Source organism: Pseudomonas sp. KH_046_1, from assembly GCF_057839025.1.
The window spans coordinates 3,656,981-3,681,783 of the sequence record NZ_CM174481.1 but is presented as its reverse complement, the minus strand read 5'-3'; the positions used below and the strand labels follow the sequence as shown (position 1 = coordinate 3,681,783).

At 58.3% G+C, this 24,803-nt stretch carries 20 protein-coding genes and 1 pseudogene; 3 read left to right on the top strand and 18 right to left on the bottom strand.

Annotation, left to right across the window (positions count from 1 at the left end; genetic code table 11):
* Window positions 1-19: 19 nt before the first annotated feature.
* Both AC3IT9_RS16965 and AC3IT9_RS16960 read right to left on the bottom strand, forming a co-directional pair.
* A complete protein-coding gene (locus AC3IT9_RS16965; protein WP_489270447.1) occupies window positions 20-1,021 on the bottom strand; it encodes an ABC transporter substrate-binding protein in 1,002 nt (333 codons plus the stop codon).
* Between the two features lie 39 nt (window positions 1,022-1,060).
* Complete coding sequence (locus tag AC3IT9_RS16960) at window positions 1,061-1,897, bottom strand: ABC transporter ATP-binding protein (protein ID WP_224789134.1); 837 nt, start codon at window positions 1,895-1,897, stop codon at window positions 1,061-1,063.
* Window positions 1,898-1,959: 62 nt separating this feature from the next.
* Between AC3IT9_RS16960 and AC3IT9_RS16955 the strand changes: the two genes are divergently transcribed.
* The gene (locus AC3IT9_RS16955) at window positions 1,960-2,181 is read left to right on the top strand and encodes a hypothetical protein (protein WP_150758760.1); all 222 of its coding nucleotides are present in this window, start codon (window positions 1,960-1,962) and stop codon (window positions 2,179-2,181) included.
* A 386-nt stretch (window positions 2,182-2,567) separates the two neighbouring features.
* Here AC3IT9_RS16955 and pcaG read toward each other — a convergent pair whose 3' ends face one another.
* The 5 genes and pseudogenes from pcaG to AC3IT9_RS16930 form a co-directional block, all read right to left on the bottom strand.
* The gene (gene pcaG / locus AC3IT9_RS16950) at window positions 2,568-3,170 is read right to left on the bottom strand and encodes a protocatechuate 3,4-dioxygenase subunit alpha (RefSeq protein WP_150758761.1); all 603 of its coding nucleotides are present in this window, start codon (window positions 3,168-3,170) and stop codon (window positions 2,568-2,570) included.
* Window positions 3,171-3,182: 12 nt separating this feature from the next.
* Entirely contained in the window at window positions 3,183-3,902 is a 720-nt protein-coding gene (gene pcaH, locus AC3IT9_RS16945; RefSeq protein ID WP_489270446.1) for a protocatechuate 3,4-dioxygenase subunit beta, read from the bottom strand.
* Window positions 3,903-4,028: 126 nt separating this feature from the next.
* The gene (gene pcaQ / locus AC3IT9_RS16940; RefSeq protein WP_423505111.1) at window positions 4,029-4,952 is read right to left on the bottom strand and encodes a pca operon transcription factor PcaQ; all 924 of its coding nucleotides are present in this window, start codon (window positions 4,950-4,952) and stop codon (window positions 4,029-4,031) included.
* 35 nt (window positions 4,953-4,987) lie between these two features.
* A pseudogene (locus AC3IT9_RS16935) lies at window positions 4,988-5,113 on the bottom strand (LysR family transcriptional regulator); the annotation flags it as partial.
* A 61-nt stretch (window positions 5,114-5,174) separates the two neighbouring features.
* Window positions 5,175-5,417, bottom strand: coding sequence for a hypothetical protein (locus tag AC3IT9_RS16930; protein WP_150756343.1), 243 nt, complete (start codon window positions 5,415-5,417; stop codon window positions 5,175-5,177).
* A gap of 16 nt (window positions 5,418-5,433) precedes the next feature.
* On the opposite strand from AC3IT9_RS16930, the gene AC3IT9_RS16925 reads away from it, so the two are divergent.
* On the top strand, window positions 5,434-5,610 hold the full coding sequence (locus tag AC3IT9_RS16925) for a hypothetical protein (protein WP_191629437.1): 177 nt from the start codon (window positions 5,434-5,436) through the stop codon (window positions 5,608-5,610).
* Here the strand turns inward: AC3IT9_RS16925 and AC3IT9_RS16920 are convergent.
* The 4 genes from AC3IT9_RS16920 to AC3IT9_RS16905 all read right to left on the bottom strand — a co-directional run bounded on the left by AC3IT9_RS16920 (window position 5,607) and on the right by AC3IT9_RS16905 (window position 13,893).
* On the bottom strand, window positions 5,607-6,539 hold the full coding sequence (locus AC3IT9_RS16920) for a universal stress protein (RefSeq protein ID WP_150756342.1): 933 nt from the start codon (window positions 6,537-6,539) through the stop codon (window positions 5,607-5,609). The two genes, AC3IT9_RS16925 and AC3IT9_RS16920, sit on opposite strands and share 4 nt — an antisense overlap.
* 972 nt (window positions 6,540-7,511) lie before the next feature.
* Complete coding sequence (locus AC3IT9_RS16915; RefSeq protein ID WP_489270445.1) at window positions 7,512-11,747, bottom strand: DUF5801 repeats-in-toxin domain-containing protein; 4,236 nt, start codon at window positions 11,745-11,747, stop codon at window positions 7,512-7,514.
* Between the two features lie 459 nt (window positions 11,748-12,206).
* Window positions 12,207-13,280 carry an NAD(P)/FAD-dependent oxidoreductase gene (locus tag AC3IT9_RS16910; RefSeq protein WP_489270444.1) on the bottom strand — a complete coding sequence of 358 codons (1,074 nt, stop codon included), beginning with the start codon at window positions 13,278-13,280 and terminating at the stop codon, window positions 12,207-12,209.
* A gap of 382 nt (window positions 13,281-13,662) precedes the next feature.
* A complete protein-coding gene (locus AC3IT9_RS16905; protein ID WP_046043128.1) occupies window positions 13,663-13,893 on the bottom strand; it encodes a hypothetical protein in 231 nt (76 codons plus the stop codon).
* A gap of 174 nt (window positions 13,894-14,067) precedes the next feature.
* Between AC3IT9_RS16905 and AC3IT9_RS16900 the strand changes: the two genes are divergently transcribed.
* Window positions 14,068-15,729 (top strand): SulP family inorganic anion transporter, encoded by a 1,662-nt coding sequence (locus AC3IT9_RS16900; RefSeq protein ID WP_489270443.1) that lies wholly within the window; start codon window positions 14,068-14,070, stop codon window positions 15,727-15,729.
* Window positions 15,730-15,756: 27 nt separating this feature from the next.
* On the opposite strand, the gene AC3IT9_RS16895 is transcribed toward AC3IT9_RS16900, so the two are convergent.
* The 7 genes from AC3IT9_RS16895 to AC3IT9_RS16865 all read right to left on the bottom strand — a co-directional run bounded on the left by AC3IT9_RS16895 (window position 15,757) and on the right by AC3IT9_RS16865 (window position 24,597).
* Window positions 15,757-15,945 carry a CopG family transcriptional regulator gene (locus AC3IT9_RS16895; RefSeq protein ID WP_489270442.1) on the bottom strand — a complete coding sequence of 63 codons (189 nt, stop codon included), beginning with the start codon at window positions 15,943-15,945 and terminating at the stop codon, window positions 15,757-15,759.
* Window positions 15,946-16,144: 199 nt separating this feature from the next.
* A complete protein-coding gene (locus tag AC3IT9_RS16890) occupies window positions 16,145-17,392 on the bottom strand; it encodes an MFS transporter (protein ID WP_489270441.1) in 1,248 nt (415 codons plus the stop codon).
* Between the two features lie 176 nt (window positions 17,393-17,568).
* Window positions 17,569-18,837 (bottom strand): OprD family porin, encoded by a 1,269-nt coding sequence (locus AC3IT9_RS16885; protein ID WP_489270440.1) that lies wholly within the window; start codon window positions 18,835-18,837, stop codon window positions 17,569-17,571.
* 176 nt (window positions 18,838-19,013) lie between these two features.
* Window positions 19,014-20,786, bottom strand: a complete 1,773-nt coding sequence (locus AC3IT9_RS16880; protein ID WP_489270439.1) for an acyl-CoA dehydrogenase C-terminal domain-containing protein — start codon at window positions 20,784-20,786, stop codon at window positions 19,014-19,016.
* A 68-nt stretch (window positions 20,787-20,854) separates the two neighbouring features.
* Entirely contained in the window at window positions 20,855-22,525 is a 1,671-nt protein-coding gene (locus AC3IT9_RS16875) for a cation acetate symporter (RefSeq protein ID WP_151214320.1), read from the bottom strand.
* Entirely contained in the window at window positions 22,525-22,851 is a 327-nt protein-coding gene (locus tag AC3IT9_RS16870; protein ID WP_108217678.1) for a DUF485 domain-containing protein, read from the bottom strand. Before AC3IT9_RS16870 ends, AC3IT9_RS16875 begins: the two co-directional genes overlap by 1 nt.
* A 123-nt stretch (window positions 22,852-22,974) precedes the next feature.
* Complete coding sequence (locus AC3IT9_RS16865) at window positions 22,975-24,597, bottom strand: acyl-CoA synthetase (protein WP_489270437.1); 1,623 nt, start codon at window positions 24,595-24,597, stop codon at window positions 22,975-22,977.
* Window positions 24,598-24,803 lie beyond the last annotated feature (206 nt).

The following is a 24,803-nucleotide window of genomic DNA, read 5'->3' as shown; positions in this document are numbered from 1 at the left end:
ACCTTGTTGTCACTGGCCGTCATTGCGCGGCTGTTTGGGTGTCGATGAACTGGTTGGTGTACAGGTCGTCGAGCTTTGGCTCCTGGGTGACGATGCCTTCGCTGACATAGAACTGGCGGACCGTTTCAAGTCGCGCCGGATCGATGCGCCCCGGTACTAACTGATTGGCGTAGACGTGCTCGACATAGAGCTTGAAGACCTTCTCCAGCGACGCTTCCTTGCCGGCATAAGCCGGGACCGCCTTGGCGAATGTGGCCGCTGCGGCTTTGGGGTCTTGAATGATGTCGTTCATGCCTTGCAGGGTGGCCTGGACCACATCACGGACAATCTGCGGGTGATGCTCGATGGCGTCGTCGGACGCGAGAATCGCCTGGGCCATGCTTTCGAAAATCTGTGCCTGCGGGATCAGTTTGATCTTCACCCCGGCTTCCTCGGCGTTGACCACCCAGTCCGGCACGCCCGCCATCGCCTGGGATTTTTCGGCCGAGAACAACTGCCACACGCCCGATGGACCGGCCGCCTGGATGTTCACATCGGTCTTGCTCAGGCCGGCTTTGCGCAGCGAGGCGAGCAGGGCGTAGTAGGTGGTGTCCGAGTAGGACATCACCGTCATGGTCTTGCCCTTGAGGTCGGTGATGGAATTGATGTTTTCCGCGGCATTGGTGGCAATCATGGTCACGCCGCCAGCACCGAGCACCGCGACGGCGCGCACTGGAATCCCGTTGGCCCGCACCACGATCGGGGTATCGCCGATGGCGCCGCCGAGCATGGCGTTACCGGCGCCGATCTGTTTCGCCACGTCCACGCCGCCCTTGGCAGCAATGAAAGTCATGTTCAGGTTCCGGGCGGCGTAGTAGCCCTTCTGCTGCGCGATGATCCATGGGGCGAACGCCGGCGAGTTCGGTGGCGCCGGCAACAGGTAAGTCACGTCGGTCGACTGCGCCTGAGCGGCGAAAGCGATGCCCAGGCCGAGCGCGATGCCGGTAACCTGGCTGAAGCGTTGAAACAGAGACTTGAACATGCGTACTCCTCAATCGGTTGATGGCCACACGGGCGTGGATCAATGCAGTTCGGTGTCTTCACTGACTTGCAGCAACTCCATCAGGCGACCGACCAGCGGGCCGATCTCCGGCAGCTTGCGGCGCTCCAGCGGGTTGTCGCGGAACGGCAGATCAATGTTGATTTCTTCGATGATGGTGCCGGGGCGGGCGCTCATGACCAGCAGCCGATCCGACATGGCGATGCCTTCGATCAGGTCATGGGTAATGAACAGTGCGGTTTTCTTTTCATCAAACAGCATCCGCGCCATGTCCTGTTGCAGGATCATCTTGGTCTGCGCATCCAGCGCCGAGAATGGCTCGTCGAGGAACAGCACTTGCGGGTCGATTGCCAAGGTGCGGGCCAGGGCAGCACGCTGGCGCATGCCACCCGACAGCTGGAACGGGTAATGGTCGGCAAAGCCTTGCAGGTGGCAACGATCGAGCAGATCTTTGGCCACGGCCTGACGTTTGGCGGCCGCCACACCTTGTATTTCCAGGCCCAGTTCAACGTTGCGGCGAATACTGCGCCACGGCATCAACAGGTCTTTTTGCAGCATGAACGCGACCTGACGGACCGGGCCGGTGACCGCTTCACCACCGACGAACACTTCGCCTTCGGTCGGACGATAGAGGCCGGAACCCATATTGAGGATGGTGCTCTTGCCGCAACCGGAAGGGCCGATGATCGACACCACTTCACCACGGCGAATCTTGAAGTTGACCCCGCGAATGGCGAACGGCGCTTCGGGCTTGCCCTTGGCCGGGAAACATTTACCGACATTGCGAAATTCAATTTCGGTGGGCTCCAGGTCTTCCTTGGGAGCGGAGTTGTTCCATTGAGGGGTGACGGCGTACATCTCTTTCACAGCCATTGGGAAGGGTCTCTGGTCTGTTTTATAGGTGATACGGTGTTTAGTGCATGAACAATGCCAGAGATTGGCTGATTCGTTTTTATGTTGGAAAACCATTTAAAAACAATGAGTTAATAAGAATTCAAAGATTTGATGGCGTTTCATATATGAAACGTAGTTTCTTATATGGCACGAAATTGCACATCGATTGTGCGAGGCTCGATGATTTTCGAGCAGGCAGTGCTTTTTTAAGTAACGCTGAGCGTGTGGAAATAACGAATTTGTTTTAAATGTGAAACAAAGTTTGTCGAAACAAAAAACGGGCCCGATAAGGCGCCCGTTTTTATTACGAGAAGATTGTGAAATGCGTCGGCGCACTGACTACTGGCCGTATGAAAGTGTGTTCTTTGCTGAGGATGCCGACGCTTTCACCCAGCCGCAGACCATCGCCTGTATTGCACCTTGGGTGCAGGGCTCAAGTGACCGTTGCCATCAGGCGCATGGGCGCTACCTTTGTGATCGACGCGGCACATCGTCTGTTTATTTGAGGATTTTGTGGGGGGAAGGCTGCTTTCCTTTACAGGCATTCCCGGACCAGAACGGAATAAGTGTCGCCCAACGGAAGATAACGTTCCTGTCTCTCAAGCAACCTCCCCGCAGAGGGAGGCTGTCATCGTCAGAAGTCGAAGAACACCGTTTCCGCTTCGCCTTGAAGGTGAATGTCGAAGCGGTAGGCCAGCTTCCCGTCAACCGTGCAGCGCCTGGCAATCAGGGATTCACGCCGATGTGGCTGTTCGATCAGATTCAATACGGGGTCCACTGCATTCGCCTCGGATTCGTCGTCGAAATACAGTCGCGTCTGCAAGTGAATGTTGATGCCCCGGGCGAACAGCGACACATTGATATGCGCTGCCATGGGCACACCCGAGGCATTTTTCACCAGGCCAGGCTTGACGGTTTCGATCGTCCATTCGCCGGCATCTGTGGTGGCGGTACGACCAAAACAGTTGAAGGGTTTTTCCAGATCGAAACCGCTGTCGTAGAGGCCTTCGTGATTGGCCTGCCAGAGCTCCAGAAACGCGTCACGAATCAAGTGGCCGGTACCGTCATAAACGTGACCCATCAATAGAATGTGCTCACCTGGCGCGCCAGGTTTTGCCATGACGTTCCAGATTTCCTGTTCGCGCGGCGGGTTGCCGGCCGCTTCCAGTGCCAGTCCGATATGGACATAGGGACCGGCTGTTTGCGACGGGGTTTCAGGCAGAAGTTGAACGGGCATGTGCAGGCCTCCTCAGCAGTTTTCGAAGTGGGTCTTGCGCTGGCCGCGCAGGACGATATCAAAGCGATAAGCCAGGCAATCCATAGGATTGGCCATGCTCATATCGAGCCTGGCGATCAAGCTCTGTACCGCTTGCGGATTGGCGATCGACTTGACGATCGGGCACATGGGGATCAACGGATCGCCTTCGAAATACAGCTGGGTAATCAAGCGCGTGGAAATGGACGGGCCACTGATGGAGACATGGATATGCGCAGGTCGCCAGTCGTTGGGACCGTTGCGCCATGGGTAGGGACCGGGCTTGACCGTACGGAAGCTGTAGTTGCCATCGCGGTCAGTCAATGCACGGCCGACGCCACCGAAATTCGGATCAAGAGGCGCCAGGTAACTGTCTTTTTTATGCCGGTAACGGCCACCGGCATTGGCTTGCCACATTTCCACCAAAGTGTGTGGGATCGGCTTGCCGTACTGATCACAAACCCGACCCGCGACGATGATGCGTTCGCCGATGGGCAAGCCGCCGTGATTGAAATTCAGCAGCAGGTCGTTATCGTGCTGGCCCATCTTCAGATGGGAAAAGTCCGGGCCGCTGGTTTCCGAGACAGACTGGGGAATGCTCACCAATGCCTGGCGGGGGGAACGCAGGATTGAAGTCTTGTAGTCAGGTGTCAGGGCTTTGGGATGCCAATTACGGTCACGAATGGCGAAGCGGCTTTCATGCGCATCAGACATGTCGTTTTTCCTGTTGTTATGGTTGGTCAGAGGCAAGCACTGCGTTGGCAGCGACGCGTAACCCAGTTTCCTCTTGTGCGACCCAACCCAAAATTGAAAAAACCGACTTGTTGCATGTCCAAATGGTTATGGATATTTCTCTTCGCGATATTCTTGCCCGACCTCGCGCAGTGCCTCCACGCACCACTGGGCCGCGTGTGTCACCGGCAACACAGGATTTGTGCAGAGCCCCACGGAACCACCGGCTTCACGCATCCCCAGTTCCACCAACTCACCTAGCTTCAAGTCCTGTCTGACCGCGTCAAACGGCGCGACCCAGATTGCCTGGCTGCTTTGTAGGTAGCGCCGGCTCAGGGCAATCGACAGGGTTTCCAGGCGTTGGCGTGAGGGGGTGATCCCGTGCTGCACAAACAGGCTGTCGGCGAATTTGCGGATCGTCGTCCCCGCCAGCGGCAATACCACCGGGTAGTCTTCGAGGTTTTTATGCCCCGGTGGATCACTCAGCACTGGATGGTCTTTACGTACCACCAGGGTCATGGACTCGCTGTAAAGGTGCTCGAACGTCAACCCGTGAATCGATGGGCTATCGGTCATTCTGCCAACCACCAGGTCCAGCTCGCCGACACGCAGTCGGGACAACAGGTAGGCGCTCGGCCCGGTCACGACACTGACCGCCAAGGCGGGATGCCGGTCGTGTAAACGGCAGACAACCTCAGGCACCAACAGGCTTTCAACGGTGGAGAGCACGCCGAGCCGTACGGCAATCGGCTCATGTACACCGGAGCGCAAACTGTTGACCCCTTCACGCAGCGATTGCACGCTCGGCCCCGCATAACGCAAAAAGGCCACCCCGGCCTCGGTCAGTGTCGAGCCCTTTTTGCTGCGCTCGAACAGCCTGGCAGCCAGCAGGGATTCCAGTTCCTTGAGGGTTTTTGAAAGCGCCGGCTGGCTGATTGCCAACTTGTCGCAGGCACGTGCCAGGCTGCCCTGGCGCGCGACCTCGAGAAAACACACCAGATGACGGAATTTGATTCGGGTGTCGATGTTCAATCTGCTGCTCCGCCTTCGTGGTGTGGCATTCATTATTCCTGGGCCACGAATTCATCGATGATGGTCAGCCCCATGCCTTGCTTGACCAGGGCGACCGCTTCGTTGGCGTTGGTGAAGTTCAGCATCGAGCACAGGTTCAGGCCCTGGCGTTCGATCTCGTCGTTCGAGCGATCTGTGTATGAGCGCTATTGATCGCCTGATCGTATCTTCACTGCAACGGCATTACCCACCGCGGCGAACAATAACAAAGATCAGTGAGCAAGCGCAGTGACGCCCGATGCGCTGGTACGAGAGGCGGCGCGCGCGGGTTTCAGTTCGGTCGGCCTGCGTCTGCACCTGGCCATGGCGGGTGGCATCGCTTACCCGCTGGCGCCGGGCAGCCAGGCGCTGCGGCAGTTGAAGACCACGCTCGATAGCGAAGGCGTGGTGGTCAACGAGATCGAATTCGTCGAGCTGAAACCGCAAGTGGACGTCGCCGGATTTGCGTCGCTACTGGATTCCGGGGCGCAACTGGATCGGCGTTACATCCATGGCGTGCAGTGGTGCGATGCGCTGGCGCCCACGGGGGGTGGGAATCATCCGCGAAGCCCGCGAGGGTCGCCTGCCGCCCGGTCAGGGGCAGTTGCCCTTGGCCGGGTTGGCCAGTACTTGCTCCTAAGTATGTGGTCGATGGTTGTGGTGGCTATACGGCCAAGAGGATGTCGCGGTATCGGCCGATGGGCTCGGTGGCGGGGCGGCGAGCTCTTCAAGGTGGGCGATGATGTCGTCCGACTTGAGCACCAGTACGTCACTGTCCAGGGTGTCCAGAATCATCTCGGCAGTGTTGCCGATCAATGCGCCGGACAGCCCGGTACGGGCCACGCTACCGATTACCGTGAGTGCGGCTTCGAGCTTGTGCGCGATGTACGGGATCAGCACATCGGCTGAGCCTTCCTCGATATGCAGGCGATCGTCGCTGATGTTGAATTCTGCCTGGAACGTCTTGCACAGTTCGCGATATAGAGCCTGAATGCTTTCCTTGAGCTGGAGTACGGGGTTGGCTGCCGAGAGCAGGGGGTAGGGGTGGGCGCTCATCATGTGTAGAGTGCCGCCGGCCATTGCGGCGATGTCGTACCCGTGGCTAACGATGCCGGAATGCAGGACGCGGTGTTCCACATCACTGTTACCGGCATCAATGGCCGCGAGAATGGTGCCACCGGTCCAGGGTCTTGCGGTTTTTACGATCAGTACCGGGCTGGGGCAGTATCGCAACAGCTTCCAGTCCTCGGGGGTGAGAAGGGCTTTGATCAGTGATGTGTGGGGTAGGTGCTGCTTGATTACCAAGCCGCATCCCACCGCCTGTTGGGCGGCGATGATGGTTTTGTGTGAGCTTCCGTGCCAGGCCTGCTGGGTACTGACGCTATAACCTTCCTGTGTCAGTTCGCCTTGAATGTCGTTCAGGTAAGAGCCATGGTGGTTTCCCTTGTCGCAGGCCAGCAGATGCAGGTGCGACCGGGTAGCGCCGGCAATCATTTTGGCTCTGTTCAAGATCAGATCCCTGGGCTGCTGTGAATCCACTACCACCAACGTGTTGCGAATGGTGTGCATGAGTGTCTTCCTTTGCCGAGTACAGTTTTCTTGTGGGTGGCGGGAACTCTTGGCCTATACCCTTTCGAGCGGGGTGGACGCGTACTGGCCAACCGTTGCCCGCCTGTTAGCCGAAAGTTCACTTGCCGGCACCACGCAGTCGACAGCTAAAGTCGAATCTTGCCCAATCAGTCCGATTGTGACGCTTGAATCGAGCGGGCATTGAAAGCATGGAACTAGTGCTGATCGTTTATGCAACTACGCAATATGACTCTCTGGCACTGGCGCCGTTGTTCCATTGCATCTATATTAAACAGAGTAAGTTGTAACGCGGCCGGTACACTTTACTTCGGAGGAGTCGCGTTACTTCTTGTCGGTTACGCTACTGGCAAAGGGAGCGCAATAGCATCCGCCGCCTCAATGCCTTGATTGCCTGCGCCTTTTTCCGCCCGAACAAGTTTCACACCCCAAGTGGATGCCCAGATCCTGGAGTTATGCTCAAGTTGCTCTCCGGCGAGCGTTTTTGCTCGCGCAACTGAATGATTGAGTATGGTGGCTATTCTGCTTGATGCTGAGTTGATTAGTCGGTTGAGCTAGTTGATTTTCTGCTAAGTAAACTCTAAATAAACCCCATTCGATCTGATGAAGTAGCACCTTTGCTGCTGATCGAAACACCTTAAGCAGATTCCCATTATCCAATGCCAAATATGCCGAATAATTCAAGCAGACTTGTCGCGAGGGTTTCCTGAGTGCAATGGGCCAGATGCTGCCATGGACTCGATCGCTTGTTTTGTTCAAGCTCCGTTACGCGAAGAGACAATGTGCTCGTCCGATGTCACTGTGACTGGGACTTGCTTGAAGGCCGGCTTATGGCCAAGTGCTGCTCGATAGTTCACCGCGGATGCGATCATGCCGATCTCGTATCAGAACCGCAAAAAAAATGCGAGGGTGGTTTCCTAGGCCACCCTCGCATCCGTTCACGCGCGCAAAACCTCAAACGCTGCCAAAAAAGATGTCGGTACTCTGAAGATCGACCCCGACCAAGGTGATGGTCGTTGCTTGTCCGCCAGACTCGGCAACCGTCACGACGCTGTCTGCGCCGGTGTTGTCGATCGATTGGACAACGGCGTTCGGGTCGCCGTTGAGCACCAGCTTGTCTTGCACGTCAGCGCCCACATCGAAGCCGGTGACCTGGTACAGGATCTCATTGACTGACAGATCGATGTTGAACGCATCCTGTTCACCGATCGTGCCCGCCAGCGTGAAGTTGAAGGGGGCGTTGGCCGGTTCGTTGGCGAACAGGTTGGCGTCAAACGCACTCGTCGCCGAGTCCCCGTCCTTGTCCGTCAGCGTCGCGCTGAACGCCAGCTGGACATCGCTGGCCAGACTCTCGCTCTCCTGAATGAACTGGATCACCGGGATCTTGATATCGCCACGGCCCATCGTCAGCTGAACAGCGTCGATCAGTGACGCCCCCGCCTTCTCGACGAGGAAGGACACCTGCCCGCCAGCCTCCGGCGTCAGGGTGTTCACCTCGACGCGGTCCGAAAACGTCCCATCCGCGTAGTAGATCCTGTAGTACAGGTCCTCGGTCGCCGTGTTGTAACCCGCCACGGAGTTGTCGATGAAGACCTTCATTGCTGTCAACAGGCTCTCTGGGTTGATGACGAAACTTTCATCGGCGGCGCTGATTGCCGCCAGGTTATCTCCCTGGAACACGTTATTGGCGACGCCGATGCCGGACGTGCTGACGTTCATGGCCCTCGGGTCGATGTACGACGGCAGGGGGTTGGTTTGTAGCGCGGCTTCGGTGGGGTCGGGTGCTCCGAGCCCGATGCCGGTCAGGATGTCCGCAGTCGACGCAAGCGCCTTCGCGGAAAAGAACACAATCTCCTCGGAGGCCGAAGGAATAGCCGGGTTACTCGTCTGCGGAATCAACAATGTGCGCACTGGATCCGGGCCGCCGGCCGCGAGCGAGCCGTCGGCACTGCTGAGCACGATCGTCGAACTGAAGCCTTGCACCAGATCCAGTGCATAGCGACCATCGGCATAGGCGGTCAGCGTGTAGTCGACGGTGGTGTTCGCCGTTGCGGCGTTGTTGTCGAAGTCACCGGTCAAGGTTCCTGCGAACTGGTACGCGCCATTGACATCCGGTGATGGCGACAGCTCGGTGAGCGTGCCGGTCCCGGTCGTGGTCGTGTTGTCTGGCCTGACGAGGGTGAACTGGTTATTGACCAACGAGATATCCAGACCGACCGCACCCAGCCCGTCGGCTCCCGCCGCCATATTCCAGAACCCGGATTGCGCCAGGACGCTCCCGGTCCCGATCAGGTTGCCGAACGCGAGTGCCGGGCCGTCATCCCTGAACACCAGGTTATGCCCGATGTTCAGCGTCGCTGGGGCGCTGTCGCCGTCCCCATCGGTAATGGTCGCCGTCAGCGTCACCAGGTTGTCCGAGGTCAGGCTCGTCGAATCATCGGGATTGGCTGGGTCGGAATGCACCACGGCGCGGAGCTGGTCGAGCGTGACGCTGCCATTGGCGGCGACGCTGAGCGTGAACACCAGCAGATTGCCCGTGGCCGTGCGGCCTTCCACCACGGTGCCATTGAGCGACAGGTTCACCGCCTGGCCCGAGGCCGTGTCCGTCAGCCCGGAGGCTCCGGCCACCACGCCCAGCGCATAGGTCAGGGTGCCAGCCCCATCAGCACCAAACCCTGAATTGAAGTTGGCGGCAAAGCTCTGGGTATCGTTGGTCAACAGTACCGTCTCGTCCACCGTCAGCGTCGGCTCCGTGCCGGTAGTGGTGATGCTCGGTCCGTCGTCCTTGAACACCAGATTCTGCCCGATGTTCAACGTTGCCTGGTCGCTGTCGCCCTCCTTGTCGGTAATGGTCGCCGTCAGCGTCACCAGGTTGTCCGAGGTCAGGCTCGTCGAATCATCGGGATTGGTTGTGTTGGAATGCACCACGGCGCGGATCTGGTCGAGCGTGACGACACCATTGGCGGCCACGCTGACCGTAAACACCAGCAGATCGCTCGTGGCCGTGCGGCCCTCGACGACGGTGCCGTTGAGCGACAGGTTCACCGCGTCGCCCGAGGCCGTGTCGGTTAGCCCGGAAGCCCCGGCCACCACGCCCAGCGCATAGGTCAGCGTGCCAGCCCCATCCGCGCCAAACTCTGAATTGAAGTTGGCGGCAAAGCTCTGGGTATCGTTGGTCAACAGTACCGTCTCGTCCACCGTCAGCGTCGGCTCCGTGCCGGTAGTAGTGATGCTCGGTCCGTCGTCTTTGAACACCAGGTTGTGCCCGATGTTCAACGTCGCCGGGGCGCTGTCGCCGTCCCCATCGGTAATGGTCGCCGTCAGCGTCACCAGGTTGTCCGAGGTCAGGCTCGTCGAATCATCAGGATTGGTTGTATCGGGATGCACCACCGCCCGGATCTGGTCAAGCGTGACGACACCATTGGCGGCCACGCTGACCGTGAACACCAGCAGGTTGTCCGTGGCCGTGCGACCTTCCACCACGGTGCCGTTGAGCGACAGGTTCACTGCGTCGCCCGTGGCCGTGTCGGTCAGCCCGGAGGCTCCGGCCACCACGCCCAGCGCATAGGTCAGCGTGCCAGCCCCATCCGCACCAAACTCTGAATTGAAGTTGGCGGCAAAGCTCTGGGCATCGTTGGTCGCCAGTACCGTCTCGTCCACCGTCAGCGTCGGCTCCGTGCCGGTGGGGCTGATGCTCGGTCCGTCGTCGTCGAAGATCATCTGGGAGCCGATTTCGGTGGTCGTAACAGAGGCTTGGACCAGCGTGAAACCACCGATATCAAAGTCGGCGTGATCATTGCCCCTGGCATTGACGGCCGCCCCGTTCTCGACGAGCACGCGGTTGTGATCCGCCGTAGTGGTGTATTCAATCTGGTAGCCGGCTTTAACGCCGGTGATGGTGGCAACCCCTTCAGGAGTAAAGGTGATGGAAATGGCGGGATCATTCACCGAGCCGTCTGAATTCTCGATCACCAGCCCGGTGCTATTGTTGATGACGCGCACATTGGTGATTGCAACCGGCGTATCGTCCGCGTATCCGTTGATGAAATCCGTGCCAGGTTCAGCAGCGGTACTGAATGCGCTGATTTTTACGATAGCGCTCTTGCCGCTTTGCAATTGAACAACGTCGAAATTGGCCGACGTCGTGTTGTAGACGTTGGTAAAGTCGATGTTGGATTCAAGATCTGCTTCGTTCTGATCCAGGCTGGGAATGGTCACATCCTGTCTGGCACCCGTGACGAACGAAAAGCGAATGCCCTCTTGTTCCACAATCATCTGATTGTTGGTGCCGAAGGTGGTCGGGCCACCTGCCTGGCTGGTATTGATCGTGTCGCCAGTGTTTATGTTGACGCCGCTTGACTGGTCTGCGGGGTCCTTGCCGGTGGCAATGATGGTGGGATCCGTGATCCGCGCGACACCATCGACAATTTCAGTTTCCGGGTTCAATTTCGTGAACATCAGGAACAGGTTCTGACCGGAGGGCGCATTGGCCAGGCTGAATTCCAGGTCCTGGCTGGTGCCGATGAAAACCTTATCCAGCAGATTGAGCGAATCATCGGCGTTCGTACTATCTGGATGGCTGAGTGGTTGGTATTCCACGACCCAGATCTTGCCGCCCGTGACCGGCGAACCGGTTTCTTCAATGTAGGCAGCGAACACGATCGCGCCGGCCGGGCCCCCGGCTCGACCCAAAACGATGTTGTTGTCGTTCGTGTCGGTATAGAGAAAGATGCTGGTGCCATCGAGGGTATCCAGTCCGCTGTCCTGGCCATCGAGCGGTGCGCCTGAACTGTCGGTGAAGCTGATATCGGTAATGTTTGCTCCGGGGGCAGCGGTGATGGTGAATGCATCGCTGCCGGTGTTGCCAACGGCACCGGTATAGCCGCTCAAGGCTGCGCCCGTTGCGGTACCTGCCCCAAGTCCGGCCAAACGGTCAGCGAAGCTCGTGGGCAGGGACGCCACCAGAATGTCGTTGTCGTCAGCGTCCCCCGCAGGGGTTGGCGTGGCAGTGGCGTTCTGCAACCCGGCCGATTCGTCCAGCGTGACGTCCGCGCCGGTCGCCACGACGCCCAAAGCGCTGGCCGTAACCGACGTTGTCACCGCTGAGTCGTTGAGGTCAGTGGTGAGTGACGGAGTGTTTAGGGGGGGCAGATCGTTCGTTAGCGACGAGTTTTTTTTGTGAGTAGCCATGACGTTCTCCGAAGCAATTGCAGTCACCAAAGCGGACCGTGGACCTTTTTCAGGTACATGCCACAACTATGGATAAACGCCGGGCGATATACATCGGCCGATACTCCCAGGCGGGGTGGGAGTTTCAGACTACTGGGAGGGGGAGACGGGATGACGCGAAGGAGCGGCGCCGCCTGTTCCGCTTGGGAATGAGGACATGGCGCTGAAGTTCAAGGTCGCCGGGGCTTTAACCGCCAGCGCGTCGAGCTGAGGCTGAACCTGCACAGGCGGCCGGGTAGAAAGGCGACATGGATTTAACTGGTCGAGAAGGGGCGCTCCTGGCCGATAGCAGTCTGTTACGACTGAACGAAATCGACTTGATTCCGCTGGTGGCACGCTGAGGGACTCGCCTGGAAAAGTACAGCTTCGAACTCAAACTGTTGATCGCGAGAAGTGGGCTTGCGAGAAAGACAAGTGAACTCATGTCTGGAAGAATCGGTCGGGACGACACGAGTCAAGGGCCGAGGATGCCTTGTTATCGACTATTTCCTCGCTGGCAAGACGGCCCACAATCGCCGCCAGAGTGACGCCAGGATGCATTGCGCAAACGTACACTCCGCCGATATCGGGTAGATAGCCGATGATGGGGATACCATCGACAGGAATTGGCCTGAGTCCGACACAAGCCAATTCTGGATCAATGGAAGTAATCCCATAGAGTTCGTTCTGGATGGCCCGGGCAGTTCGTAGCGCTATCTCTACTGGCTGGTTTTCCAGGGAGTCTCCCAAATAATCTTCCGCCGCCAGCAACGTACCATCGGTGCTTTGCCTTACTTCCATTTGAGGGCTGGAGATGATGGTGTTCACGAGGTTGGGTTGTGTCTTGTAGCGGATGAGTATTGCCGCAGAGGCCTCTATTGGCAGGGATATCTTTAACTTCTCAGTCAGCTTCGTGATGCCTGTCCCCGCTGCCAGTACGACAATGTCTGCATCGATGATGCCCGTTACGGTTTCGACTCCCATCACCTTTGCGTTCTGAGTTGAAAAGCCAAGCACCTTAGTATGCGTAAGAACTTTCGCGCCATGATTCCGGGCTCCTGCGATCAACGCGTGAGTTGCTTCCACTGCGTCCAGCGCGCCTTCTTCGGCTTCATATAAGGCATGTTGAGGGGGATTCTTGAGGTTCGGCTCAAGACCGAGTATCCGGGAGCGAGATACCAGGGTTGCCGAAGGCGGGTTGCCTGAGTCTTGCAGCTCTCTATCAAGGTTCGCGCTGTAAGACAGGGAGCCTGTCCATCGTACTTTCAGACCCGGCAGCTCGGTTTGGAGGCGGCGGTATTCCTGGATGGCGGCGCTACGCAATTCTGCGATTGGATCGGGCCCGCTATGTGAGGTGTTGATCCATGCGAATGAGCTTCCGGTCACGCCGGACGCTATATCTTCAGCCTCGACCAAGATGACATTCGCGCCTTTGCCAGCCAGGTGATACGCCAAGGACGCGCCCACAATGCCTGCGCCAATGACAACAATTCGTTTGCCTGCGCTACTTTCCATAACAGCTTCCGTTCTGTTGACCTGATGAAAGTACTACCTCCAGATGATCTCAGGGTTTGCGAACCTGGTCGTCTGCAGGTGCGCTTGCGCTCGATGACGAATACTCAGGGTTCGCCGTTGCACCGGCTCACTATATTGCCTTCGCTGAACGCAAACATGCATGCCCCTGGCAGCTAATTTATCGCTGGCGGATCACGTTGAGGGTAAACATGCGGAGCCTCGATTCTCTCCTTGAGCTTGGCAGCAAAGTCGTGAGCACTTTTTTCATGCCGAAACTGAACTCGCCTGATGCCAGAACATACAGACCAAAGAGCTTCGCCTTGACTGGACAGGTACTCGACTTTTACTGACATGATCATGTCTCCAGGGCGTGATCCAAGGGTTAAAAGTGGATTTCAGCGGTCTTGAGGCCCAAGTCTCGAAGCTCGGCGATCAGGTCATCCAGATGCCCGAAAGACTCGACTTCCTCGTTGTCATCAACCAGGAAATAACTTCTCCCGGCGTCCTTCTTGAAAAACACGATCCACTCCTTGGGGTTGGTCGGGTTTGCGATCACATGGGTGTCAAAGGTCACGCCTTCGGCGTGTTTGCTTTTCACAGTTTTACGATTCATGTCAGTCACCACGCTACACGCGCTCTCAAGATTCTCTATTTGCAGTGCATGCCCGCCCAGCTCCATCTGAACTTTCTCTATAAACATCTCCAGCCGCACGAAGCAGTGGATCAGGGCATTTCAATTATCACTGTATGTTAATATTATGCACATGCATCCACTGAGGAGCTAGCCATGATTGCGATAGGTGAGGCATGGAAGGCGGGGTTGTTGGGGCGAAAGCATTGGCTGCGCAATTTGGTGTCTGGCGTGATCGTCGGGGTCGTGGCGCTCCCCCTTGCAATGGCGTTTGCCATTGCATCTGGCGTCAAGCCTGAGCAAGGCATCTACACCGCAATCATCGGTGGTCTGCTGGTTTCACTCTTTGGCGGAAGCCGCTTGCAGATTGCCGGACCGACAGGTGCGTTCATCGTGATTCTGGCGGGAGTCACGGCCAAGCATGGTGTTGACGGTCTGCAAATCGCCACGATGATGGCGGGTGCCATGTTGTTATTGCTGGGGATGGCCCGGCTCGGCGCAATCATCAAGTTTATCCCCGATCCGGTGATCGTCGGATTCACCGCAGGCATCGGCGTGATTATCTGGGTCGGACAGTGGAAAGACTTTTTCGGTTTACCGAGGATCAGTGGAGAGCATTTCCATGAAAAGTTCTGGCATTTGCTCCAGGCGCTCCCGGATCTTCATATGGCCACGACCCTGCTGGCTGTACTTAGTCTTTTCCTGGTCATCACCGCTTCCAGAATTCCCGGACTCAAACGGGTACCTGGCCCATTAGTCGCAATGGCGGTAGCTACGGCGATACAGTCAACCTTTCATTTCGAGGGGGTAGCCACGATTGGCAGCGCATTTGGTGGCATACCTCAAGGCCTTCCAGCGTTGGGCCTGCCTGAAATCACGCTGTCTCGCGTCATCGATTTGATCGGTCCGGCGTTCACTATCGCCATGCTTGGAGCGATCGAATCGCTGCTGTCCGCAATGGTGGCCGATGGCATGGCAGGCACTAAGCACGATTCCAATCAGGAGCTGATCGGTCAGGGAGTGGCTAACCTGGTCACGCCATTGTTTGGCGGCTTTGCGGCTACCGGAGCCATTGCCCGTACTGCAACCAATATCCGTAACGGCGGCACGAGCCCGCTGGCCGGCATTACGCACGCGGTCACGTTGGTGCTTATTATTCTGATTCTGGCACCTCTGGCCTCAAACATCCCACTGTGCGCCCTGGCCGCGATTCTTTTCGTGGTCGCGTACAACATGAGCGAGTTGAAGCATTTCAAGCGTATGGTCCAGCGGGCTCCACACGCAGACGTAGCTATCCTGCTCATCACTTTCAGCCTCACGGTGTTCAGTGACTTGGTGATCGCCGTGAATATCGGCGTCATTCTTGCGATGCTGCACTTCATGCGCCGCATGGCCTCCTCTGTGGAGGTGCAACAGGTAGTCGAGCACGAGCTTGAAGAAGAGCTGAGGGCCAATGGCCATGCTCGCCTGCCGCCAGGGACATTGATTTATACGATTGAAGGGCCATTGTTCTTTGGCGCGGCTGAGACCTTCGAGCGTGTCTTGGCACAGACCCATACCGATCCACACCTGCTGATTATTCGCTTGAAGCGTGTACCATTTATGGATATCACTGGCTTGCAGGTGCTGGAGGAGGTCATTCAGCAACTGCACAAGCGCAATATCGTGGTGAAACTCTGCGAAGCGAACACGAAGGTGCTCAACAAGCTCGATAGGGTGGGTATCTTGCAAGAAATCGGCACGGAGCATTACCACGCCGACTTCAACACCGCGCTGGCTAAAGCGGTCAGTCTCGCAGAGGGTACGTCGACCATTTAGAGTTAGAGGCTTGCTGCCCGTGTCAGGTTATGACTTGGTACTGGCGGCATGCTTACTCTTGGTCGAATAGCTGGCACCGTGGGTGTCCAGGTAGTCACGAACCAGTTGACGGACAACCTGCGAAGGCGTCAGGTCTTGTGCTGCACAGAGTTCCTCGAAAGCTTTTTTCTTGACGGGATCAATGAGCACAGTGAGGCGCGCAGTCTTGCTTTCCATGGGGTATTCAATCGCTCAAGTCGCTAGATGTTAATCAAATTGTAATTGCCTTGTCCGGTGCTGTCACTGAGCTGCTCGTTACTTCGACTTTACTCAGAAGAAAAGATTTGGCTCTCACGGTGGGTGATGAGGACGTGAGGGGCTGCAATCGATCAGAGGCAGACGGACTTGCCGTCCTGTCGGTAGTGACTGGGCGTTGCTATCGAACCTGAGCTTTCGCCTGGATCACCCACAACCCCAGAAAAGTCAGAACAGCAAAGCCGCCTCCCATCAGGAAGGTAGCCTGGTAGCCAACCGTATCCCACAGCGCCCCCGCGATGACACTGGCCAACAGCAAGGCCAACCCGGTCAGCAGATTGAACATGCCAAATGCCGTCCCACGCAGTTCAGCCGGCGCGCAATCGGCGATCAGGGCAGCGAATGTCCCTTGGGTAAACCCCATGTGCAGCCCCCATAGAACGACGCCGACGACCAGGCCGGCGATACCCGGCGCGAACGCCAGCGTTAGATCGGCAGCAATCAGAAATATCAGGCCTGCGCCGAGCACCGTCACGCGGCTGACACGATCGGACAACGCCCCGGCGGGATAGGCTGACAGCGAGTACGCCACTCCCATGAGGACAAGTACCGCTGGCGCCCACATCGGCGCCAGCCCAACGGCCTGGCCGCGCAGGATCAGAAAGGCTTCGCTGAAGCGTGCCAGGGTGAACACCGCAGCGACACCCACCACCCACCAGTAGCCGGCGCCCAGTCGGGCCAATTCCCGCGGGCTCAAGGGCGTACGCACCCGTTGCGTCCCTTGCACCTGTCTGGGCTCATGGACGAACAACAGCAGCACCGCGACGGCGAGGAAGGCCGGGATGACGGCGACCCAGAACACAGTCTTGAAGTGGTTCGCGGTCAGCCACATCAAACCAATCGCCAGCAACGGTCCCAGGAATGCACCAACGGTATCCAGAGTCTGACGCAGGCCGAAAGCCGCCCCCCGTATCGCAGGTGGCGTGATGTCGGCCACTAATGCATCACGCGGGGCGCCGCGAATCCCTTTGCCAATGCGGTCGATAAAGCGCGCCCCGGTCAGCCAGTCCAGCGAGCCTGCCAAAGGAAAGATCGGTTTGGACAGCGCCCCCAACCCATAGCCCAGCGCCGCAAGCAGTTTGCGCTTGCCCAATCGATCACTGAGTGCCCCGGAGAATACCTTGGTGATCGAGGCCGTAGCCTCGGCTATTCCTTCGATCAGACCTACTGCCAAGACGGAGGTACCCAGTACTGTCACCATGTAGAGCGGCAACAATGCATGGATCATCTCTGAGGAGATGTCCATCAGCATCGAGACGAAGCCTAGCGCCCAGATGCCGCCAGGCATGGTGCGCCAGGCACTGCCGGTTGACGCCTTCTGGATTGGCACAGCCGTTGAAGCACCGCCCGACTTGTCAGTGGTTTTCATCATGAGCCTCGACAACCTGTTTGGCATAGGCATCTGAAAGCGCTTCGCACTCCTTGAGCCGCGTCGCGGCTAGCCGACTCCTATGAAGGCGGGAGTGAGAAAAACTGAAAGCTGCGCAAGGCAGCCTTCAGCTATAACCCCGGTGTACCGGGCAATAGTGACGCAGAGCGGAACGCTTACCAGATCGGTAAGGTGTAGCTGACGATCAAACGGTTTTCATCCAGATCGCTGCCAAAGTTGCTCGAACGCACCGTCGCGTTGCGCCATTTCACCCCGACGTTTTTCAGCGGGCCGCTTTGCACGACGTAACCGATGTCGGTATCGCGCTCCCATTCCTTGCCCTCTGGCCGGTTATTGCCCAGGTCGATGTTGTCGCCGTTGATGTAGCGGGTCATGAAGGTCAGGCCAGGCACCCCGATGGCCGCGAAGTTGTAGTCGTAGCGAACCTGCCAGGACTTTTCGTCCTTGCTGGCGAAGTCGCCGATCTGCACGAAGTTCACCAGGAACGCGTCGGCGCCGTTAACGTAAGCATAACCAGTGTCACCGCTCATGCCTTGATAGCCCAGGCCAAACGCGTGCCCGCCGAGGTTATAGGTGAACATCGCACCGAGCGCATTGTTGTCCACATTGCTGCCGCCATCGTCCGTAGAACGGGCGAAGCGCAGATCCGTCTTCAGCGACTGGCCCGTGGTGACCGGCAACATGTAGGTCAGGTTGACCAGGTGTTGACTGTAGAAGTTGTCGAGATGCCCATAGCTGTAGGCTGTAGCGAGATTGCCGGTCCATTTGTAATTCAGGCTGGCGAAATCGAATGTGTCGCTGGCGGCATTTTGCGTTGTGATGCCTTTGGCGCCAGTTCGGGTGATGCTCAAGTCTTCGTAATTCGAGGAGTCGCGCTGATTGACCTGCGTCAGTCGTCCGGCATCCACCGTCAGGCCTTCAATCTCCAGCGACGTCAGCTGACCGCCCTCGAACGTTTGTGGCAGCAACCGTGAATCGTTGGCCAATATCGTCGGCAGTTTAGGCATCAGCGTGCCGAGTTTCAGCGCGCTTTTGGAGGCGCGCAGTTTAGCGGTAAGGCCAAGTTCGCCATACTCGTCCTGGGAACCATTACGGGGGTTGCTGTGGCGTTTGAGCAGGCCGGAACCCGCGCGATCAGGGCTGGAATCGAGCTTGACTCCCTCAAGGCCCAGGGCATCGAAACCCACGCCAATCAAACCTTCGGTGTATCCCGATTCATAGCGCAGCAGGAAACCCTGCGCCCACTCCTCTTGTTTGGATTGCGCGGCATTGGTTTGGCGAAAGTCACGGTTGAAGTAGAAGTTGCGCAGTTCAAGGCTGGCCTTGCTGTCCTTGATGAAGTCAGCAGCGGCCGGAGCTGAAAGGCTGATGACGCCTCCAGTGAGCAGGATTCGGGTAGCGAGAATGCGGGTGTTGCGGTCCATGGTGAAGCTCCTTTGTTTTTATTTTTGGAATCATGGGTCTGTCACCGGGCGACTGGGGCTCGATGTCCAGGGGCAGTGCAGGTGTGAAGCAGCCCTCGCCAGAGGGGCGAGGGTTACTGGAGAAAAAACGCCAACGCCCAAAGAGAGGAGTTTTTGACGCGGCGTCGACCCAATCGTCAGAACTGTTCCGCGCTCAGGCCATACAACGAGGCACTGCCGGCCCGAACGGATTGTTCCAGGCTCAAAATGCGTGGTAGCAAACGGTGGATGTAAAAGTCGGCGGTGGCGATTTTCGCGTCGTAGAAATCTTCGTCTTCACAGCGTTTTTGCCGGGCAACCTGAGCCATGCGCGCCCAGAGCCAGGCGTAGGCGACGTAACCGAACAGGTGCAAATACTCCACCGAGGCTGCGCCGACTTCGTTGCGGTTGGTTGCGGCACTGTCGTGTAGCCAGTCGCTGATGTCCTCCAGCCGCTGCACGGCATCGAGCAGCTGTGTGGCATAGGGTGCATCGGGCTGAGCGGCAAAACGGCGAATCTCGCCGGTGAATTGGCGAAGCACGACGCCTTTATCGGCGAGCACTTTGCGTCCGAGCAGGTCCAATGCCTGGATGCCATTGGCGCCTTCGTAGATCTGTGCAATGCGCACATCACGGACCAATTGTTCCTGGCCCCATTCGCGGATGTAGCCATGGCCGCCGAAAACCTGCTGGCCATTGATGCAGCTTTCCAGGCCAGTGTCGGTAAAAAACGCCTTGGCCACCGGCGTCAGCAGCGCAACCAGGTTTTGTGCACTATCGCGCTCGCAGGCATCGCAGGAAAACTTCGACAGATCCAGTTGTTGCCCGACATAACTGGCGAACGCGCGGCCGCCCTCGGTCATGGCTTTCATGCCGAGCAGCATACGCCGCACATCCGGGTGCACGATGATCGGGTCGGCCAGTTTGTCCGGGGCCACGGCACCGGTGGGTGCCCGACTTTGAAGGCGTTCGCGAGCGTAGGCGACAGCGCTCTGGTAAGACGCCTCGGCGCAGCCGATGCCCTGAATGCCGATGGACAGTCGTTCGTAATTCATCATGGTGAACATCGCCGCCAGGCCTTTGTTCTCCTCACCGACCAGCCAGCCACTGGCGCCGTCGAAGTTCATCACGCAGGTGGCCGAGGCCTTGATGCCCATCTTGTGTTCGATCGAACCGCAACTCACGGCATTGGCAGCGCCGAGGGAGCCGTCGGCATTGACCAACACTTTAGGTACGACAAACAGCGAAATGCCTTTCGGACCAGCAGGCGCGTTCGGCAGTTTGGCCAGTACCAGATGCACGATGTTTTCGGTCAGGTCCTGGTCGCCGCCGGTGATGAAAATCTTGCTGCCGGTGATCTTGTAGCTACCGTCAGCCTCAGGTTCGGCACGGGTGCGGATGAGCCCGAGGTCGGTGCCGGCATGGGCCTCTGTGAGGCACATGGAGCCGGCCCAGCGGCCTTCATACATCGGTGGCAGATAGAGGTTTTTCAAGGCGTCGCTGGCGTGGGCGTCCAGCGCCAGGCAGGCACCGGAACTCAATGCCGAATACAGCGCAAAACTTGAGTTGGCGCCGTAGAGCATCTCTTCGAACTGCACGGCGAGCATTTTCGGCATGCCCATGCCACCGAACCCGGGGTTGCCGGACAGTCCCACCCAACCGCCTTCGATGTAGGTTGCGTAAGCCTGCTTGAAACCGATGGGGGTGGTGACTTGACCCTCATGCCACTGCGCGCCTTCTTCGTCGCCGCTGCGATTGAGGGGCGCAATCAGGTGCGAGGTGACTTTAGCCGCCTCCTCAAGAATGGCGTCTGCCGTATCGGTGTCGATGCTGTCGGCCAAGGCCGGCAGGCGTGCCCACATGGCCGGGGCGTCGAACACTTCGTGCAGGACAAAGCGCATGTCGCGCAGCGGGGCTTTGAATTCGGGCATAACGTAAACCTCGTTGGGACGATTGTGTTGCGGGCACAGCGCCGCACAGGCGGGCCGTGCCCCTTCAGTCAATGGCTGGAAGCGGCGGCAGCGCCGAGGCCGGTCTGAGCGCGAACGAATTGGTCGGCGTAGGCGTCACGCTCCTTGTCGGCGCGCGCACTGCGGTCGAGTCTGGACACCACGATGATCACCAGGAAGGCCAGCGGCATGGAGAACAGCGCTGGATGGTCGTACGGGTAGATCGCTTGCGCATGACCAAGTACGGTCACCCAGACAGGTGGCGACAGGATCACCAGTGCCAGCGCGCAGATCAGTCCGGCAAAACCGCCGAGGATCGCGCCTTTGGTCGTCAGGCCTTTCCAGTACATGGCCATGATCAGCACCGGGAAGTTGGTCGACGCGGCGATGCCGAACGTCAGGCCCACCAGAATGGCGACGTTCATCTTCTCGAACACAATGCCCAGCACAATCGCGATGATGCCCAGGCCCACAGTGGCCATGCGGGTCACGCGCATTTCCTGCTTCTCGTTGGCGGTGCCTTTCTTGTACACGGTGGCGTAGAGGTCATGGGAAATCGCCGAAGCACCGGCCAGCGCCAGACCGGACACCACCGCAAGGATGGTTGCGAACGCTACAGCGGCGAGGAAACCGAAGAAGAGGTTGCCACCGACAGCTTTGGCCAGGTGCATGGCAACCATGTTGCCGCCGCCAATCAAGGCACCGCCGACTTCGCCATTGACGTAGTACTGCGGATCGGTGCCGATGATCACCATCGAGACAAAACCCAGGGTGCAGACCACGAGGAAGAAGAAACCGATGAAACCGGTGGCGTAGAACACTGACTTGCGGGCTTCCTTGGCGCTCGGCACGGTGAAGAAGCGCATCAGGATGTGCGGCAGCCCGGCAATCCCGAACACCAGGCCCAGCGACATCGACACGGTGTTTATCGGGTTGGCGAGCAGTGAGCCCGGGCCCATGATGTTCCAGCCGCTGGCGTGAACACTGACGGCTTTTTCGGCCAGGGTTTCATAGCTGAAACCGAACTGCGACATGGCCATGACCGCGAGGGTGGTGCCGCCGACGAGCAACAGCACAGCCTTGATGATCTGGACCCAGGTGGTGGCGATCATTCCGCCGAAGATCACGTAGATCAGCATCAGTGCGCCAACGATCATCACCGCAACCGGGTAGTCGAGGCCGAACAGCAATTTGATCAGTTGGCCGGCACCGACCATCTGCACGATCAGGTAGCAGCACACCACCGTCAGCGAGCCGAAGGCTGCGAAGATCCGCACCTTGTTCTGGTCCAGTCGATAGGAAACGATGTCGGCGAAGGTATAGCGCCCGAGGTTGCGCAGACGCTCGGCCATCAGGAAGGTAATGATGGGCCAGCCAACGAAGAAGCCGATGGTATAGATGAAACCATCGTAACCCTTGGCGAATACCAGGCTGGAAAGCCCCAGCAGGGTGGCTGCGGACATGTAGTCGCCGGCAATCGCCAGGCCATTCTGAAACCCGGTGATACCTCCGCCCGCCGTGTAAAAGTCCGAGGTGGATTTGGTTTGGCGCGCGGCCCACCAGGTGATGGCCAGCGTGCCGAGGACGAACACGAAGAACATGCCGATCGCATTCAGGTTCAGTGGTTGCTTTTCCACCGCGCCCATCGTCGGCGCGGCGAGCGCAATGGAGGCTGGCAGCAGACCGGTAGCGGCGAGGATCAGTTTACGCAACAGAGTCATCACTTGCTCTCCTCGATAATGGCTGCGCCCAGGGCGTCAAAACGGGTATTGGCGCTGTAGACATACCAACCGGTCAGTAACCAGGAAAACACGATGATTGCCGCGCCAACCGGCATGCCCAAGGTCAACATCCGATGTTCGCCCAGTGGTGCATGCAGCCACTGCGGGGCAAACGCCACCACCAGCATGAACAGGTAATAGGTGCCCAATACAACGGCGCTCAACGTCCAGGCCAGGCGTGAACGGCTGCTCACCAGTTGAAGGAATTTCGGATTGCGCCGAATGCGTTCGCAACGTTGGGTATCGGTTGAATGGATGTCGATCATCGGTAGCTCCACATTGTTTTTGTTGTCGTTGTGTAGGGGCAGGGCACTGCCGAATTCGGCCTGCACGAACCCGCAGCAGCAGGTAAAACACCTGCTGCTTGATGGATGCAATGTCAGATGGGGTTAGAGCGCCTTGGCCCGGTCGCGCAACACGTACTTCTGGATCTTGCCGGTGGAAGTCTTCGGCAAGAGCGTGAAAACCACTGTTCGCGGTACCTTGAATCCGGCCAGATGCTCACGGCAGAAACTGATGATGTCGGCCTCGCGAACGTCCTGGTGATCAGCCTTCAAGGTTATGAAGGCGCAGGGCGTTTCGCCCCATTTCTCATCGGGACGGGCGACCACGGCGGCTTCCAGCACACCCGGGTGGCGATAGAGCACGCCTTCGAGTTCGATGGTGGAGATGTTCTCGCCGCCCGAGATGATGATGTCCTTGAGCCGGTCCTTGATTTCGACGTAACCGTCGGGATGCCAGACGGCCAGGTCACCGGTGTGGAACCAGCCGCCCTCGAACGCTTCGGCAGTGGCGGTCGGGTTCTTCAGGTAGCCCTTCATGACAGTGTTGCCGCGCAGGAAGATCTCGCCGATAGTCTGGCCGTCGCGCGGGGTTGGCTCCAGCGTTGTGCAATCGCCGACCATCACGCCTTCCAGGGTCGGGTAGCGCACGCCCTGTCGTGACTTGATTTGCGCCCGCTCCTCCAGAGAAAACTCATCCCATTCGGTGTGCCATGCGCAGACCGTCACCGGGCCATAGGTTTCGGTCAGGCCAAACACGTGAGTGACCTTGATGCCCATCTCTTCGACGGCACCGATCACTTTGGCCGGTGGCGCAGCACCCGCGACCAGGGCGTTGACCGGGTGATCGATGGCCGCTTTCGCTGATTCGGGCATGTTCACCAGTGCATTGAGCACGATCGGCGCACCGCACAGGTGAGTGACCTGGTGCTCGCGGATCAGCGTGAGGATTTTCTGTGGGTCGACCCGGCGCAGGAAAACGTGCACACCCGCCAGGGCGGTGATGGTCCATGGGTAGCACCAGCCATTGCAATGGAACATCGGCAGGGTCCAGAGGTACACCGGATGGTTGCCTATGGCCCAGGTCATCTGGTTGCCCAGTGCGCTCAGGTAAGCGCCGCGATGGTGGTAGACCACGCCCTTGGGATTGCCGGTGGTGCCTGACGTGTAATTCAGCGAAATGGCTTGCCACTCGTCGACCGGCCATTTCCAGTCGAATACCGGGTCGCCTTCGGCCAACAGCGCTTCGTAGTCCAGGTCGCTCGCGGCCTGACCTTCACCGTATTCCGGGTCATTGACGTCGATCACCAGAGGCGGGTGATCGAGCATGCCAAGCGCCGCCTGGATCACGTCATGGAACTCGCGGTCGGTAATCAACACCTTGGCCTCGCCATGCTGCAGCATGAAGGCGATCGCCTCGGCATCGAGGCGCACGTTGAGCGGGTTGAGCACGGCGCCGATCATCGGCACACCGAAATGCACTTCAAGCATCTCGGGAATGTTGGGCAGCATCACCGCCACCGTGTCGTCCTTGCCGATACCGCGACCGGCCAGCGCCGAGGCCAGACGTCGGCAACGGGTGTAGGTCTGCGCCCAGGTGCGACGAATCGAACCGTGGATAACGGCGGGGTGGTTCGGATAAGTGCTGGCGGTGCGCTCGATGAAGCTGAGCGGAGACAAGGCAATGTGGTTGACAGCCGAAGGGCCTAGGCCTTGGTCATAGATAGACATGTGCGGGTACTCGATGGCTGATTGTTAGCTCTATGGTTGACCTCGCCGAGGTCACCTTCAAAGTCCGGATTACCTTATATAACATTCTGCTGTGAATATGGAAGTACAACCTACGGTGTATAGTACATATACTATATTTGATTCTTGTGACTCCAAATCTCCGCCGCCAGCCCTCCGAGGCTGGTATATGCTTGGTTTCCCTGACG